General features: G+C 53.1%; 16 protein-coding genes. 15 read left to right on the top strand and 1 reads right to left on the bottom strand.

The genetic code is table 11. The features are described 5' to 3' along the window. Nucleotides 1-133 precede the first annotated feature (133 nt). Entirely contained in the window at nucleotides 134-1267 is a 1134-nt protein-coding gene (locus B5E62_RS06515) for an aldo/keto reductase (RefSeq protein ID WP_087173808.1), read from the top strand. Between the two features lie 78 nt (nucleotides 1268-1345). On the opposite strand, the gene B5E62_RS06510 is transcribed toward B5E62_RS06515, so the two are convergent. Next, on the bottom strand, nucleotides 1346-1828 hold the full coding sequence (locus B5E62_RS06510) for a DUF5721 family protein (RefSeq protein WP_087173807.1): 483 nt from the start codon (nucleotides 1826-1828) through the stop codon (nucleotides 1346-1348). A gap of 210 nt (nucleotides 1829-2038) precedes the next feature. On the opposite strand from B5E62_RS06510, the gene B5E62_RS06505 reads away from it, so the two are divergent. From B5E62_RS06505 to B5E62_RS06445, 14 genes are all read left to right on the top strand, one after another. Then, nucleotides 2039-2806 (top strand): pseudouridine synthase, encoded by a 768-nt coding sequence (locus B5E62_RS06505; RefSeq protein WP_087173806.1) that lies wholly within the window; start codon nucleotides 2039-2041, stop codon nucleotides 2804-2806. Nucleotides 2807-2837: 31 nt separating this feature from the next. Then, nucleotides 2838-4772, top strand: coding sequence for an NAD-dependent DNA ligase LigA (ligA, locus tag B5E62_RS06500; protein WP_087173865.1), 1935 nt, complete (start codon nucleotides 2838-2840; stop codon nucleotides 4770-4772). Nucleotides 4773-4808: 36 nt separating this feature from the next. Continuing rightward, entirely contained in the window at nucleotides 4809-6239 is a 1431-nt protein-coding gene (clpX, locus tag B5E62_RS06495; RefSeq protein WP_087173805.1) for an ATP-dependent Clp protease ATP-binding subunit ClpX, read from the top strand. A 53-nt stretch (nucleotides 6240-6292) separates the two neighbouring features. After that, complete coding sequence (locus B5E62_RS06490) at nucleotides 6293-7999, top strand: S8 family peptidase (RefSeq protein WP_087173804.1); 1707 nt, start codon at nucleotides 6293-6295, stop codon at nucleotides 7997-7999. A gap of 19 nt (nucleotides 8000-8018) precedes the next feature. Continuing rightward, nucleotides 8019-8309, top strand: coding sequence for a hypothetical protein (locus B5E62_RS06485; protein ID WP_087173803.1), 291 nt, complete (start codon nucleotides 8019-8021; stop codon nucleotides 8307-8309). Beyond that, entirely contained in the window at nucleotides 8309-8758 is a 450-nt protein-coding gene (locus tag B5E62_RS06480; RefSeq protein WP_087173802.1) for a signal peptidase II, read from the top strand. The genes B5E62_RS06485 and B5E62_RS06480 overlap by 1 nt, the downstream gene beginning before the upstream one ends. Nucleotides 8759-8782: 24 nt before the next feature. After that, the gene (locus B5E62_RS06475; protein WP_242957753.1) at nucleotides 8783-9697 is read left to right on the top strand and encodes a C39 family peptidase; all 915 of its coding nucleotides are present in this window, start codon (nucleotides 8783-8785) and stop codon (nucleotides 9695-9697) included. Nucleotides 9698-9865: 168 nt separating this feature from the next. Further along, on the top strand, nucleotides 9866-10384 hold the full coding sequence (locus B5E62_RS06470; RefSeq protein WP_162610269.1) for a hypothetical protein: 519 nt from the start codon (nucleotides 9866-9868) through the stop codon (nucleotides 10382-10384). Nucleotides 10385-10459: 75 nt separating this feature from the next. Continuing rightward, nucleotides 10460-10900, top strand: a complete 441-nt coding sequence (locus B5E62_RS06465) for a hypothetical protein (RefSeq protein WP_242957751.1) — start codon at nucleotides 10460-10462, stop codon at nucleotides 10898-10900. Between the two features lie 81 nt (nucleotides 10901-10981). Continuing rightward, nucleotides 10982-11080 carry a GNAT family N-acetyltransferase gene (locus B5E62_RS17635; RefSeq protein ID WP_143468814.1) on the top strand — a complete coding sequence of 33 codons (99 nt, stop codon included), beginning with the start codon at nucleotides 10982-10984 and terminating at the stop codon, nucleotides 11078-11080. Nucleotides 11081-11168: 88 nt separating this feature from the next. Further along, a complete protein-coding gene (locus tag B5E62_RS06460) occupies nucleotides 11169-11417 on the top strand; it encodes a DUF3781 domain-containing protein (protein WP_087173799.1) in 249 nt (82 codons plus the stop codon). Between the two features lie 205 nt (nucleotides 11418-11622). Further along, nucleotides 11623-14223: an ATP-dependent chaperone ClpB gene (clpB, locus tag B5E62_RS06455; protein ID WP_087173798.1), complete on the top strand. Its 2601-nt coding sequence runs from the start codon at nucleotides 11623-11625 to the stop codon at nucleotides 14221-14223. A 147-nt stretch (nucleotides 14224-14370) separates the two neighbouring features. After that, the gene (locus tag B5E62_RS06450) at nucleotides 14371-15666 is read left to right on the top strand and encodes a DNA polymerase Y family protein (protein WP_087173797.1); all 1296 of its coding nucleotides are present in this window, start codon (nucleotides 14371-14373) and stop codon (nucleotides 15664-15666) included. 118 nt (nucleotides 15667-15784) lie between these two features. Further along, complete coding sequence (locus B5E62_RS06445) at nucleotides 15785-16654, top strand: YitT family protein (RefSeq protein ID WP_087173796.1); 870 nt, start codon at nucleotides 15785-15787, stop codon at nucleotides 16652-16654. Nucleotides 16655-16685 lie beyond the last annotated feature (31 nt).

The following is a 16685-nucleotide window of genomic DNA, read 5'->3' as shown; positions in this document are numbered from 1 at the left end:
ATAGAAAATAAGTATGACCGGGTATTTTATTTAAGTATTTGCGGTTCTCGTATCGGGGAATTATAATAAAATATAGTTCCCTGATACTTTTTATACAGGATGACTGAAATGAAGAGAAGGAGAGTGGACAAAGATGATCTACAGAGATTACAAAGATTTAAAGCTGTCTGCCCTGGGCATGGGCTGCATGCGCCTGCCGGTCATTGACGGCGATGACGCGAAGGTAGACGAGGCCGCCACAGCCGATATGGTACAGTATGCCATGGACCACGGCGTAAACTATTACGATACTGCCTGGGGATACCACAACGGCACCTCCGAGCTGGTGATGGGCCGCGTTCTCTCCAAATACCCAAGGGAGAGCTTTTACCTGGCTGATAAATTCCCGGGCTACGACCTCTCCAACATGGACAAGGTGGAGGAAATCTTTGAGGAGCAGCTGAAGAAGTGCCAGACAGAGTATTTTGATTTCTACCTTTTCCACAATGTGTGCGAGATGAACATAGACGCTTACCTGGATGAGTCCCACGGCATCCACAAATATCTCATGGAGCAGAAGAAAAACGGACGTATCCGCCATCTGGGATTTTCCGCCCACGGAAACTACGACGTGATGAAGCGTTTCCTTGAGAAGTACGGAAAAGACATGGAATTCTGCCAGATCCAGCTCAACTATCTGGACTGGACATTCCAGGACGCAAAGGGCAAGATGGAGCTCCTGAAGGAGTATGACATCCCTGTGTGGGTGATGGAGCCGCTGCGCGGCGGTTCCCTCGCAAAGATAAACGAGGAGGCCGCAAAGAAGCTGGAGGCGCTCCGCCCGGAGGAGAGCATCCCGGCATGGGCGTTCCGGTTCCTGCAGAGCATGCCTGAGGTGAAGGTGACTCTGTCCGGCATGTCAAACGCACAGCAGCTGATAGAGAATATCGCCACCTTTGAGGAGGATAAGCCGCTGAATAAAGAGGAGATGGATACCCTTCTTGGCATTGCCGACGACATGGTGAAGAAGATCGTCCTTCCGTGTACAGCCTGCCACTACTGCGTGAGCCACTGTCCCCAAGAGCTGGATATCCCGAGGATCCTGGAGCTCTACAACGAGCACTGCTTCACAGGCGGCGGATTTATCGCGCCCATGGTGGTGTCGACGCTCCCGGAGGACAAGAGACCTTCCGCCTGCATCGGCTGCAGGAGCTGCGAGGCAGTCTGTCCCCAGCAGATCAAGATCTCAGAGGCAATGGCTGATTTCACCGAGAGGCTGAAGGGATAGAGAGACCGGAAAGGATAGCTGGAAAATGATACATAAGGGCTGCGCGGATGAGAGCGCAGTCCTTTTTTAAAGCCCTGTTCAGAGCTCAGACTCGAAGGGAATGTGGAGGTCTGCGAAGAAGGCCTGTGCCCACTTGTCCCAGGTCTGCTCAAGAGATTTGTCCAGTGTGAACTTTGAAACAGACACCCCTGTGGTGCAGGAAAGGCGGGAGCCGTCAAAGCGGAAATTCAGGAAGAGTCCCTGGATCTCCTGGGGCGTGAAGTCCAGCCTGTGCTCCTCCAGGAAGGCGGGAATGTCGTCGCCGGACAGGGAGAAGATGAACCGGAAGCCAAGAGGGGTGCGCTTTCCTTTTATGAGAGAAAAGCAGTAGGGTCTGATGTCCTTCCAGAAGGCGTAGGACTGCTGCGGGAGCTCCTCGAAAAAGTCTTTCTGCATATAGCCGTCCATGGTAAATTTCCCAAAGGTCGTGATCTCTCCCTCGATGAAAAAGAAGTGGTCAAACGCTTCCGACAGAAGCAGGGAGGACATACATTTTTTCGTGTCCAGCGTTAAGATGATCATAGAAAAAATCCTTTCTGAGTGTGAATAGCATTATATCTATTTTAGTATATTTTCCGTCTTTTTACAAACACTGATTTTTGATCTCCGGGTGTTCCAAGGGGCTGGAAAGCATGGTATAATAGGAACACTTGGCGAGGTTCTTTCGAGCCCAGTGTGAATATATACCTGCGCTCAGGGCGCGGGAGAAAAGGCAGGAAGGCAGGAGGATACATGGAGGAGATCCGTCTTAATAAATATATGAGCGAGGCAGGCATCTGCTCCCGCAGGGAGGCGGACCGCCTCATCGAAAAGGGCCAGGTGCTGGTGGACGGGGTCCCGGCCCTGCGAGGCATGAAGGTGCGGCCGGGCCAGAGGGTGCAGGTGGGAGACCGGGTCATCGGCGGGAAGGATGAGAAGGTCATCCTGGCTGTCTACAAGCCGGTGGGTATCATCTGCACAGAGGACAGAAGGACAAAGAACAACATTGTCCGCTTCCTCAAATACCCCGTCCGGGTCACCTACGCGGGAAGGCTGGACAAGGACTCGGAGGGCCTCCTCCTCATGACCAACGACGGGGACCTCATCAACCGCATCATGCGGGGCAGGAACCTTCACGAAAAAGAGTACAGGGTCACCGTAGACCGGGAGGTCACGGATGATTTTATAGAGAAAATGAGTGCCGGCGTCCACATTGTGGACGAGGAGAAGGGGCTGGACGCGGTGACAAGGCCCTGCACAGTCCGAAGGGAGGGGAAATACACCTTCAGCATCATCCTCACCCAGGGGCTGAACCGGCAGATCCGGAGGATGTGCCGGGCCTGCGGCTGCCGCGTGCGGACGCTGAAGCGGGTGCGTATCATGAATATCAGGCTGGGGGATCTGAGACCCGGCGAATACCGGAAGGTGACAGGGGAGGAGCTGGAGACACTGCGGGCTCTGGCCGGAGGCCCCACAAAAAAGCAGACAGGAGAAGCAATACATGTGCGAGGCAGGAAATAGAAAAATGGATACAGCAAAGAAGAAGCAGAGGATGCAGGAGCTGGTGGAGCTTTTGGACCGGGCAGGGAGAGCCTACTACCAGGAGTCCCGGGAGATCATGAGCAACTACGAGTACGATGCACTCTACGATGAGCTGACACAGCTGGAGAGGGAGCTCCATGTCACCCTGGCAGGCAGCCCCACCATCCATGTGGGATACGAGGTGGTCAGCGAGCTGCCAAAGGAGAGGCATGAGAGCCCTATGCTCTCCCTTGACAAGACCAAGGATGTGGGGGAGCTGCGGGCCTTTGCGGGGGACCACGACGTGGTCATGTCCTGGAAGATGGACGGCCTTACCATTGTCCTTACCTACCAGGGCGGTAATCTCACAAAGGCCGTCACCCGGGGAAACGGGGAGGTGGGAGAAGTGATCACCGGAAATGCCCGGGTGTTCAAGAACATTCCTCTTCGCATTCCCTACCAGGGCGAGCTTATCCTGCGGGGGGAGGCGGTCATCGGCTACAGGGATTTCGAGCGCATCAATGAGGAAATCCCGGATGCGGACGCCAGGTACAAAAATCCCCGGAATCTGTGCAGCGGCTCTGTGCGCCAGCTGAGCAGCGAGGTCACGGCCAGGAGGAACGTGCGTTTCTACGCCTTTTCTCTTGTCCGGGCGGAGGATGTGGACTTCCACAACTCCAGGGCCTTTCAGCTGGACTGGCTGAAGGAGCAGGGCTTCGAGGTGGTGGAGCACTACGTGGTGGCTCCGGCGGATATAGAGGCGGAAGTTATTAAATTTTCAGAAAGAATAGCGCAAAACGATTTTCCCTCAGATGGTCTTGTGCTAATATATGATGATATAAGGTACGGTGAGTCCCTGGGGAGGACGGCAAAATTCCCGAGAGACTCCTATGCGTTCAAGTGGGCGGACGAGACCCGGGAGACGACTCTGCGGGAGATCGAGTGGAGCCCATCGAGGACCGGCCTTATCAATCCGGTGGCCATCTTCGATCCGGTTGAGCTGGAGGGAACTACCGTGAGCCGCGCCAGTGTCCACAATATCAGCATCATGGAAGAGCTGGAGCTTGGCGTCGGAGACAGGATTGAAGTGTACAAGGCAAATATGATCATCCCTCAGATTGCCAGGAATCTTACCCGCAGCGGTGTCAGGGACATCCCCGGGGTCTGTCCGGTGTGCGGAGGCGCGACCGAGATACGGCAGGAGGGCAGCGCAAAGACGCTGTACTGCACCAACCCGTCCTGTCAGGCAAAGCAGATAAAGTCCTACGCCCTGTTCGTGAGCCGGGATGCCATGAATATAGAGGGGCTCTCCGAGGCCACCCTTGAAAAATTTATTGCCAGAGGATTTATCCAGACCTACGGCGATCTGTTCCATCTGGACCGGCACAGGGAGGAAATACAGGAGATGGAGGGCTTCGGGGAGAAATCCTGCCAGAATCTGATCGAGAGCGCGGAGAGGGCCAGAGAGACCACCCTTCCCCGTCTGCTCTACAGCCTGGGCATCCCGGGCATCGGGGTGGCGGTCGCCAAGGTGATCTGCCGGGAAATGAAGGTCTCACCGGAGGCCCTTCCGGACCTCACCGAGGAGGAGCTCAGTGCAGCGCCCGGCGTGGGCGGTGTCATCGCAAAGGCCTATGTGGATTACTTTGAGGACGAGACCCACCGGCAGGTGTACAGAGAGCTCCTGAGAGAGGTGCATATTGAGCAGGAGACGGCGGATGAGGGAGGAAGGACCCTGGAGGGCACTACCTTTGTCATTACCGGGAGCGTGGAGCACTTCGCGAACAGGAGTGAGCTGAAGAGTCTCATCGAGAGCAAAGGCGGAAAGGTGACAGGCTCTGTCACCTCAAAGACCAGCTACCTCATCAACAACGACGCTGCCTCCACATCCTCCAAGAACAGGAAAGCAAAGGAGCTGGGCGTGCCCATACTGACGGAGGAACAGTTCCTTCAGATGCTGGAATAGGGAGTGCCCGTGCATTATATATAGAAAGGATGTAACATGTCAGAGAACGAGAACAACAGAAATGAAAACGAGATAGAAAAAGTGGAAGACAAGGACGTGCATGTGGAAGAGAAAAAGAAGGACGACGGGTACGAGAAGTTCTGCTTTATCTGCCACAGGCCCGAGAGTGTGACGGGAAAGCTCATCGACCTCCCCAACAATATTTCCGTGTGTTCGGACTGCATGCAGAAGAGTTTTGACGCCATGACAAGCGGTCAGATCGACTACAGCAAACTGATGAACATACCGGGTGTCCAGATCTTTAACATGTCCGACCTGGAAAACGCGGCCCCCCGCCAGCAGAAGGTCAAGAAGAAAAAGGAGGGGGAGGAGAAGAAGCCCCTCATAGACATCAACCACATTCCCGCACCCCACAAGATAAAGGCCAGGCTGGACGAGTACGTGGTGGGGCAGGAGTACGCAAAAAAGGTGATTTCCGTGGCTGTCTACAACCACTACAAGCGTGTGGCCACTGACACCATGGATGACATAGAGATCGAGAAATCCAATATTCTCATGATCGGGCCCACCGGTTCGGGAAAAACCTACATGGTGAAGACCCTGGCCCGGCTGCTGGATGTGCCGCTGGCCATCACAGACGCCACCTCCCTCACCGAGGCCGGCTACATCGGGGATGACATTGAGAGCGTTGTGTCCAAGCTCCTGGCCGCCGCGGACAATGATGTGGAGAAAGCGGAGCAGGGCATCATCTTTATCGATGAGATCGACAAGATCGCCAAGAAGAAGAACACAAACCAGCGGGATGTGAGCGGCGAGTCCGTCCAGCAGGGAATGCTCAAGCTCCTGGAGGGCAGTGAAGTGGAAGTGCCGGTAGGGGCCAACAGCAAGAACGCCATGGTGCCTCTGACCACGGTCAACACCAGGAACATCCTCTTTATCTGTGGCGGCGCGTTCCCGGATCTGGACAACATCATCAAGGAGAGGCTGACCAAACAGTCTTCCATCGGTTTTAACGCGGACCTGAAGGATAAATACGACAACGATAAGGACCTCCTCTCCAGGGTCTCCACAGAGGACCTGCGGAGCTTTGGGATGATACCCGAGTTCCTGGGACGTCTTCCCATCATCTGTACCCTCAGAGGGCTGGATGAAGATATGCTGGTCAAGATACTGAAGGAGCCAAAAAACGCCATCCTCAAGCAGTACCAGAAGCTGCTGGCCCTGGATGAAGTGAAGCTGGATTTTGACGAGGGCGCACTCCGTGCCATTGCCAGAAAGGCTATGAAGAAGGATACCGGAGCCAGGGCTCTGCGGGCCATCATCGAGGACTTTATGCTGGATATCATGTACGAGATCCCCAAGGATGACAGCATCGGCCAGGTGACCATCACCGAAAGCTACATAGAGGGGACCGGGGGACCGGTCATCACCCTGAGGGGACAGGAGCCCCTGCGTCTGGAGGGATAAGACAGTCTTTCGCCTCATATACTGATCACAAAGGTATATGAGGTGTTTTCTATATGGCGGAAAAGCAGCTCTGCCGTCAGAGGATACTCTCGGAGGAGTACCGGGATTTCATCATCCAGTCCGGGGGCAGCCGGATTGCCTTCACAGTGCCGGAGGAACAGCTCTGCCGTCAGGGGACCCGGGCCGGGTACGATGTGGTCTATGTGGAGCAGGTCCTGGCCAATCCTCTGGATTTCGGCAGCTTTACCTACAGCTCCATTCCCCAGTGCTACACCCTCCTGGACATGGAAGCTATGGGACAGGCGGGCATCACTCCGGTGCAGAACTATCCCACCCTGGAGCTGATGGGAGAGAATGTGATGATCGGATTTGTCGACACAGGCATTGACTATACGCATCCTGTGTTCCGGGAGCTGGACGGGAGGACCCGTATCGAGGCGATCTGGGACCAGACTGTGCAGGAGGGGACGGAGCCTCCCGGCTTTCTCTACGGGAGCGAGTATACGAGAGAGGATATAGACAGGGCCCTGGGAGCAGAGGACCCTTTTTCCATCGTGCCAAGCCGGGACGAGAACGGACATGGCACCTACGTGGCCAGCCTGGCGGCGGGGAGTGCGGATGAGGAGAACCGGTTCCTGGGGGCAGCCCCCGGTGCGGCCATCGGGGTCGTCAAGCTGAAGGGAGCAAAGCGGTATCTGAGGGATTTCTACTATATAGCGGAAAACGCAGACTGCTACCAGGAAAACGATATTATGCTGGGCATACAATATCTGGTGGACCTGGCGGAGAGGAGGGGGCTGCCCCTGATCCTGTGCATTGCCCTTGGAAGCTCCATGGGAGGGCACAACGGCACAACCCCTCTGGCGGTGATGCTGGAATACTATTCCAACAGTCTCAACAAGGGAGTGGTGGTGGGGGCCGGCAACGAGGCATCGCAGAGGCACCACTTTTACGGCGTGCTGGAGAGCGGAGACGACCAGGAGGAGGTGGAGATCCGGGTGGGGGAAAATGTGCGGGGGTTTGTCGCAGAGCTGTGGACAGATATCCCCAATATCCTCACGGTGTCCCTTGTGTCTCCCTCCGGGGAGGTGCGGGAGAGGATCCCCATCATCCAGGGGGGCAGCTCCCAGTTCCGGTTTGTCTTCGAGGGGACTCTTGTGACGGTGGATTACCGGCTCCTGGTGGAGAGGAACGACTCCCAGCTCATTTTCCTGCGGTTCGGGGCGCCGGCCCCCGGCATATGGAAAATTTTGGTGGAGCCGGTGCAGCTGGCGGGAGGCGCCTTTCACGTGTGGCTCCCTGTGCAGGAGTTCCTGGACGGGGAGGTGTTTTTTCTCCGGTCTGATCCGGATATCACCCTCACATCCCCGTCTGCGGTGCGCTCGGCCATCACGGCGGCTTTCTACGATGGAAGGGAGAATAGTGTTGATATTCATTCCGGCAGAGGATATACTAGAACTGACAAGATAAAACCGGACCTGGCAGCCCCGGGAGTGGATGTAAAGGGGGCGCTGCCGGGCGGCAGATTCACTGTCCGGTCCGGTTCCAGCGGTGCGGCGGCCATCACAGCCGGAGCCGCGGCGCTCCTGATGGAGTGGATCCTGTACTACACAGGCAGCAGGGGAGCGGACACCCTCCAGCTCAAGAACCTGCTGATCCTCGGGGCGCGCCAGAGACCGGGGGAGGAGTACCCCAACAGAGAGTGGGGGTACGGAACCCTGGATCTGTACAGGACGCTGGACCGTTTGAGACAGATCTGAGGCAAAGGAGAGATGAAACATGGCAGATTTTTTTGATGGATTCGGGAAAAGAGTGGCAGATGTGGCAAGTGACCTGGGCAAAAAGGCGGGAGACACGATAGAGGTCCAGAAGCTGAAAAGCGAGATACGCTTTTTGAAAAGAGGAAACCAGAGGGATTTCGTTGATATCGGGAAAGCCATATATGAAAAATTTACCAAAAATGAGATACAGGATATGGATATGATCGCTCTTTGTGAAGCCATTGAAAAGCGGGATGAGCAGATTGAAAAGTATGAGGAGCAGATCGTGCGCATCAAAGAGGAAATGTAATGATATTTTGTACCATTGCGGCCGCGGCTGCGGCTCTGGACCTTAGGGTCAAGCAGTATGTCCTGGACAATGTGACCGGGGGTGAGGACCGGGAGATGGCGGGCGGCCGCCTGGTCCTCCGAAAGGTCTACAACCGGGGCGCTGCTTTTAATTTGCTGGAGAAATCTCCCCGTTTCGTGATGAAGCTCTCAGCCCTGCTGGGAGCTGTCCTTCTTGTGCGAGACGCATTTCTGCTGAGGACAAAAGGACACACAGTGGAGAAGACGGGGATGATGCTCCTCACAGGAGGTGCTCTCAGCAATCTTTATGACCGCGTGATGCGGGGAAAGGTAGTGGATTATCTTGCCTTTAAGAGCAGATGGAAGAGACTTTCCAGACTGACCCTTAATCTGGGCGATGTATGTATTGCAGCAGGGACACTGCTGGCAGCTTTGTCCAGAAGAAAATAACCATAGCAGAAGAGGAAGACAGACATGATACATAACAGGACAGACAAAAACCAAAGGTCTGCGGATGGCAGCAGGGGGATGAAGGAACAGAGGGAAAGACAAAAAACGAGGAGGCTCATACTCGGGACAGCCATCCTGATCTTGGCTGCCGGCATTGCGGGAGGCTTTGCCATGGCCCACAGCTCCCGGGAGAAGGCCCGGGAGGAGCAGCAGAGGGAACAGCAGCTCCGGGAGGAGCAGGAGGCCCGGGAAGAAGAGGAGCAGCTGACGCCGGAGGAGGAGAAGGCCAGGGAGATTGCCGAAGTAAAAGAGCAGGCGAGAGCGGAGGGCTGCCCGGAGGAGATCATCGGCCTCATTGACCAGAACGAGGAGACCCTGGATTTTGTGCGGGACTATGCCGAGAATAAGGACAATCCTGTGCCGGAGACGGTGGAGGCATCTACAGGGAACGGAGCCATTCCCCACTATCTCCAGTGGGACGAGCGGTGGGGCTACAGTTCCTACGGCACCAGTACGATCGCCTCCAGCGGGTGCGGCCCTACCTGCATGTCCATGGTCATTGTGGGACTTACCGGGGATACCACGGCCACGCCATACCGTCTTGCGAAATACAGCGAGGAGAACGGCTTCATAGACGGGGAGAACAATACCTACTGGGCGTTCCTGGACAGTGCGGCCCGCCAGTGGGGACTGAGCTGTCAGGAGGGGATGATGGACGAGGAGACCCTCGCCGCCCGGCTGCAGGCGGGACACCCTGTGATCTGCAGCATGCTGCCGGGAGATTTCACGGACGGGGGACATTTCATCGTGCTCACCGGCTATGAGAACGGCCAGGTGACGGTCAACGACCCCTTCAGCATCAGCAACACGGAGAAGACCTGGAACTACAGCGATATCTCCGGCCAGATCAAGGAGATGTGGACGGTCTCCAGAGGATGATGAAAAAATATTTGAAAGGGAGCGGACAGATGATGTTCCGCTCCCTTTCTGTATGGCCATTCCGTATGAGCCAGAAATAGAATGACAGGGGAATATTCAGGGTGTTATAATAGGCTAAATAGATTGATGATTTGGAAGTTGTCGAGCAGAAAATTGGAAGTTGTAAGGGTGATTAAAATGATTTCAAGAAGCTTTCGAGTGTTTGGAACGAAAAAAGATTTAGAAAATATATTCAATGAATTTCAAAAAAACAATATAGTAAACTATTATCGATGCGGTAAAAGCGATAGCAATAAAATAACAGACATTACTAAAACAGATAATTTTGGCTTTTCTCTTAATGGAAGTCATATAGGAAATCAGTATCTTGTTATAAAAAGCGATAAAATAGTACGACTTGATAATTATAAACATATAAATCAAAAGTCAAATGAAACAAGTATTGTTATTGATTTGGGTGGATTATATGCTGAGAATACTATTTTGCCTACAACGGTATCTACAATTTGGTATGATAATGAAAGTAGCAAAAAAATATACAACAATTTAAAAAGCATTATAAAAAGATATTCTGTTAGCATGATCAATGGATATATGATATTAAAAAATGCTTATGATAAAAAAGAGCAATTAAGATTTGTGACTATAAGTGCTCAAAGCCCAAAAGAATATGATTTAAAACTATAATTCCAAGTTGACTAAATTATAGTTTTTCAAGAAGTCGAACAAGACGACAAATCGAAGTTTGTGGAGGGAATGGCAATGAAGAAAAAAATAACATTATTATTAAGTTCATTGCTTGTATTTGCTATAATTGCAATTCTTATATTCGTAATATACAGGTCTTCTGAATCATATAGAAAAGACCAAGCTACAGGGAATATAACACAGTGGGATTGCTCAGTATCTTGTGCAGAATCCTCTGACGAGTATGTAATAACTTATTCTGATGTAAAGGTTATATCCCAAACAGGAGCACTGACGATTCAGAATAGAAATGATTTTGATATTGTTGTTCACTTACTAAGCGCGGGAGAGAAGGAAATTGTTTCTGATAACATTCCCGCAGGTGGCAGCTGTTCTTTTCTGAAAGTAACCGATAAAGAATATACAGTGGGTGTTCATGCCGAAGTAGATGAAAATACGGAAATAAAGGTATTTGTGTATGACGGTAAAAGTACGGAACCGTACGCAATATATTAGGCGATTAATAGACAAATACCAGTTATAGAGTTGAGAAAATCGCAAAAGATATGAAACTTGATTTGAGATGGGACGCCTAAAATGTTATTTGTTTCAAATGAATACAGAGGACAAGGAGTAGGAAAACAGTTACTACAATATGGTATTGAAAATTATGCAATAGGTGAACTGGTTGTATAGGGGAATCCATATCCATTATTGTATATGAAAAGAAATTGACAAATCCCTATTTGTATGACGAGCGATAAACTGGAATTTAAGGAGAAAAATGGAAAATAAAAAGATATTACTTGATAATATTGACAAAATTCATACAACTGAAATGGGAGTTGGTAGAATAAAAAGAAATCTAAAAATAGATACAGATGATGTTGTTGAGTATTGCAAAAATAAGATGCTAGATAAAAAATGCAATATATACAAACGAGGTAAAAATTGGTATTGTGAAGTTGAAAATATCAAAATCACTATCAATTCAGATAGTTATACAATTATCACGGCACATATTGTTAAGTAAATCCTAAGTTGCTGAACAGGAAATTAAAAATTGAAAGTGAGGATATTATGGGAATTTTTACTAGGTTGGGGTAGACGGTTGAAAAATTCAGAAATTAGCACTCGAGTGTTGACAGTGCTGATAAAAAGTGTTATATTCCTAATAGAACAGGAAAACCAGGTGCCTGAGAGGGCGCCTTTTCAGTGAAAGGCAAGGAGGGACCTTTATGAATATAAATAAATTTACACAGAAATCCCTGCAGGCGGTCCAGGACTGCGAGAAGACAGCAATGGAGTACGGCAACCAGGAAATCGAGCAGGAGCATCTTCTCTATGCTCTGCTGACCCAGGATGACAGCCTGATCTTAAAGATGATGGAGAAAATGGGCCTGGATAAAAATCTGGTCGTGGACCGGGTGGAGCAGGCCATAGCAAAGCGGCCCAAGGTGCAGGGCGGCCAGCCCTATGTGGGACAGTACCTGAACAAGGCACTCATAAGCGCCGAGGACGAGATGAAGCAGATGGGCGATGAGTACGTCTCTGTGGAGCATCTCTTCCTGGCACTTCTGAAGCATCCCAGCCGGGAGATAAAGCAGCTCTTCCGTGAGCTGGGCATTTCCAGGGAGGGCTTTTTGCAGGCTCTCTCCACAGTGAGAGGCAACCAGAAGGTGACAAGCGACAATCCGGAGGCCACCTACGATACCCTGAACAAATACGGAACAGACCTGGTGGACCGTGCCAGGGACCAGAAGTTGGACCCTGTCATCGGGCGTGACAGCGAGATCCGCAATGTGGTCCGGATCCTTTCCAGGAAGACAAAGAACAACCCGGTTCTGATCGGTGAGCCCGGCGTCGGCAAGACAGCCGTCGTGGAGGGATTGGCCCAGAGGATTGTGAGCGGCGACGTGCCGGAGGCTCTGAAGGACAAGACGATCTTCTCCCTGGACATGGGCGCCCTGGTGGCCGGTGCGAAATACAGAGGAGAATTTGAGGAGCGTCTGAAAGCCGTTCTTGAGGAGGTCAAGAACAGCGACGGTAAAATTATCCTCTTTATCGATGAGCTCCACACCATCGTGGGAGCCGGAAAGACAGACGGCGCCATGGATGCCGGCAATATGCTGAAGCCCATGCTGGCCAGAGGAGAGCTCCATTGCATTGGAGCCACTACGCTGGATGAGTACAGACAGTATATAGAGAAGGACGCGGCTCTTGAGAGACGTTTCCAGCCGGTCATGGTCGATGAGCCCACAGTGGAGGACGCCATTTCCATCCTCCGCGGGCTGAAGGAGAGGTACGAGGTCTTCCACGGCGTGAAGATCACAGACGGCGCCCTTGTGGCGGCAGCCACCCTCTCCCACAGATACATCTCAGACAGGTTCCTGCCGGACAAGGCCATTGACCTGGTGGATGAGGCCTGCGCCATGATCAAGACAGAGCTTGACTCCATGCCGGCAGAGCTGGATGAGATGCGCAGGAAAGTGATGCAGCTTGAGATCGAGGAGGCTGCCCTTAAGAAAGAGGACGACCGGTTGAGCCAGGACCGCCTGGCGCATCTGCAGCAGGAGCTGGCAGAGCTGCGGGCTGAGTTTGCCACAAGGAAAGCCCAGTGGGACAACGAGAAGGTCAGCGTGGAGAGAGTGCAGAAGCTGAGGGAGCAGATTGAGCAGATACGGGGCGACATCCAGAAGGCACAGCAGTCCTACGACCTGGAGAAGGCGGCGGAGCTGCAGTACGGGAAGCTGCCGGAGCTCCAGAAGATGCTGGAGGCCGAGGAGGCGAAGGTCAAAGACGAGGATCTCTCCCTTGTACATGAGAGCGTGACAGAGGATGAGATCGCTAAGATCGTCTCCAAGTGGACCGGCATTCCGGTGGCAAAGCTGAACGAGAGTGAGAGGAGCAAGACCCTGCACCTGGCCGACGAGCTGCACAAGCGTGTGGTAGGGCAGGACGAGGCTGTAGAGCTGGTGACAGAGGCCATCATCCGGTCCAAGGCCGGGATCAAGGACCCGACAAGACCCATCGGCTCCTTCCTCTTCCTTGGACCCACGGGCGTGGGTAAGACAGAGCTGGCAAAGGCGCTTGCCCAGAGCCTGTTTGACGATGAGAACAATATGGTCCGCATCGATATGAGTGAGTATATGGAGAAATATTCCGTGTCCAGGCTCATCGGAGCTCCTCCGGGATATGTGGGGTACGATGAGGGCGGACAGCTCACAGAGGCGGTCAGGAGAAAGCCCTACTCCGTGGTCCTTTTTGACGAGGTGGAGAAGGCCCACCCGGATGTGTTCAACGTGCTCCTCCAGGTGCTGGATGACGGCCGTATCACAGACTCCCAGGGGCGGACCGTGGACTTCAAGAACACCATTCTCATTATGACATCCAATATCGGTTCAGCCTACCTGCTGGAAGGGATTGACGAGAACGGAAACATCAGCGAGGCAAGCCAGAAGGCGGTGACGGACGACCTGCGGGCCCATTTCCGCCCAGAGTTCCTGAACCGTCTGGACGAGATCATCATGTTCAAGCCTCTGACAAAGGACAACATTTACCACATCATCGACCTGCTGGTGGCGGACGTGAACCGCAGGCTGAGAGAGAAGGAGGTCGGCATTGAGCTGACAGAGGCTGCCAAGGCCCGCATCGTGGAGGGCGGATACGAGCCCATGTACGGCGCAAGACCGCTGAAGCGGTATCTGCAGAAAAATGTGGAGACAACGGCCGCAAGGCTGATGCTTGAGGGCAATGTGGGCAGCGGCGACACGATCCTCATAGATGACCAGGATGGAAAACTGACGGCCAGGGTAAAAGAGGGACTGACAGCTGTATAGTAGTCCGCAATATCCAGAAATGAAACACACAGGGGAGGCGCTTTACAGAGGCGTCGCCCCTTTTTTCGTGTATTTATTGACATTTGCGGCGGGCCGGATACAATGAAAGAAGAAATCCGCGGATCCGGGGGGAGAGGAGGAAAGCCTATGTCCCGCATCATATTCCATATCGATGTCAATTCGGCGTACCTGAGCTGGACTGCTGTAGAGCAGCTGAAAAGCGGCGCCGCGCTTGATATCAGGACCATTCCCGCCATCATAGGCGGGGACCGGAAATCCAGACACGGCGTAGTGCTGGCCAAATCTATCCCGGCAAAAAAGTACGGGATACACACCGGAGAGCCGGTGGCAAATGCCCTGCGGAAGTGTCCGGACATCCACATGGAGCCGCCGGACCATGCCCTGTATCACGAGTACAGCAGAAGGCTGATGGAGTTCCTGCACACCTATACGCCGGACATTGAGCAGGTCAGCGTGGACGAGTGCTACCTGGATTTCACCGGCATCGCCCACAGGTATCACTCCTATGTGTCCGCGGCCTTTGAGATCAAGGACAGGGTGCGGGAGAAATTCGGATTTACAGTCAATATAGGTATCTCCTCCAACAAGCTGCTGGCCAAGATGGCCTCGGACTTTGAGAAGCCGGACAGGGTCCACACCCTTTTCCCGGAAGAGATTAAGGTGAAGATGTGGCCCCTCCCTGTACGGGAGCTGTACATGGCCGGCGGTTCCAGCGTGGAGACGCTGAAAAAGCTGGGCATCCGCACCATCGGAGAATTGGCTCAGGCGGACCCTAAGATACTGGAGCTGCATCTGAAAAGCCACGGCAGGATGCTGTGGAATTTTGCCAACGGGATCGATGACTCCCCCGTGGTCACCTGGAAGACAGAGGCGAAGGGCATCGGCAACTCCACCACCTTGCCTGCGGACGTGACAGAGCGGGAGGAGGCAGCGAAGATCCTCCTCGGACTGGCCGAGAGCGTGGGCGGAAGGCTGCGAAAAGCCGGTCAGAAGGCAGGAATGGTCAGTGTGGAGATCAAGTACGCCACCTTTGAGACCAGCTCCCACCAGAAGCAGCTCTTCGGGGAGACGGCAAGCGATACGGTGCTCTACCAGGCGGCCATGGAGCTCTTTGACGAGCTGTGGGACGGCCGGCCTATCCGCCTTCTTGGCATCCGCACCTCCAAGCTGGTGAGGGAGGATGAGCCCTGGCAGATGAGCATCTTTGACCTGCCCCAGGCGCCGGTGAAAAACAGCGGGAAGGCCGGGAGCGTGCCGGGTGAGGAGACGGCAGAAGCCGGAAAGCAGGAGAGGAGCTCCGCAAATGCTCTGAAGCAGGAAAAGCTGTCAAGGGCCCTGGATGAAATCCGACAGAAGTTTGGAGAGGACGCGGTGATGAGAGGCAGCTTCCTCAAAAGATCGGAAGATGATACATCCGATTGACAGACCTGCGGAAGACCGATATAATGAATAAGTAAAAGAGCAGCAGCGAATTATATTTTTATAGTTTGCAGCTGCTTTTTTGTTGTGACATATCGTGTGAGAAAGGAAGATAGAATAAATGAAAAGCATCAACTGGAAAGAGATAGGCATGGACATATTGATAGATATCGCAGCGGGTATGGTCATTGCCATAGGAATCTATAACTTTGCCCTGTATGCCAATTTCCCGGTGGCGGGATTTTCCGGCATGGCTATTATCCTGTATCACCTCCTGGGCATTCCGGTGGGCGCGGGGACTATAATACTGAATGTGCCGGTGGCGATCTTCTGCTATAAATTCCTGGGAAGGACTTTCTTCCTGAAGTCAGTGAAATCCATGGTCATCTCTTCATTTCTGATGGACTATGTGTCCCCTCTTCTTCCTGTGTATGAGGGAGACCGGCTTCTGGCCGCTCTTTGCATGGGCGTGCTGACAGGCATCGGGTACGCGCTGATCTTTATGAGAGGCTCCTCCACCGGAGGACAGGATTTTATCAGTGTGGCGATCCGGAAGGTCAAGCCCCACATGACACTGGGCGTCATCACGTTTGTGCTGGATATGCTGACTATCCTGCTGGGAAGCGTGATCGTGTTCAAGGACGTGGACGGTTTTATATACGGACTTATCGTGACCTATCTCATGGCCACGGTCATGGACCGTATCATGTACGGTATCGATGAGGGCAAGATGACCCTCATTGTCACGGACAAGGGTAAAGAGGTGGCCGGAAAGATCGACGAATACCTGGACAGAGGCTCCACCATCATCAGGGGGACCGGAAGCTACACGGGGCAGGAGAAGGACGTTGTCATGTGCGCCAGCAACAACAAGGAAATGTACACCATCAAGAGACTGGCCAGAAAGGTGGACCCCAAATCCTTCACTATTATCATGGAGTCAAACGAGGTCGTGGGAGAGGGCTTCAAGGAAGAGCTGGAGGAGTTGTAAACGGGATCCCTGTAAACGGAGGTCGAAAGGG

It is taken from the genome of Lachnoclostridium sp. An118 (assembly GCF_002160985.1).
Taxonomy (GTDB): domain Bacteria; phylum Bacillota; class Clostridia; order Lachnospirales; family Lachnospiraceae; genus Claveliimonas; species Claveliimonas stercoravium.
This window is presented reverse-complemented; position numbering and strand designations above follow the sequence as displayed.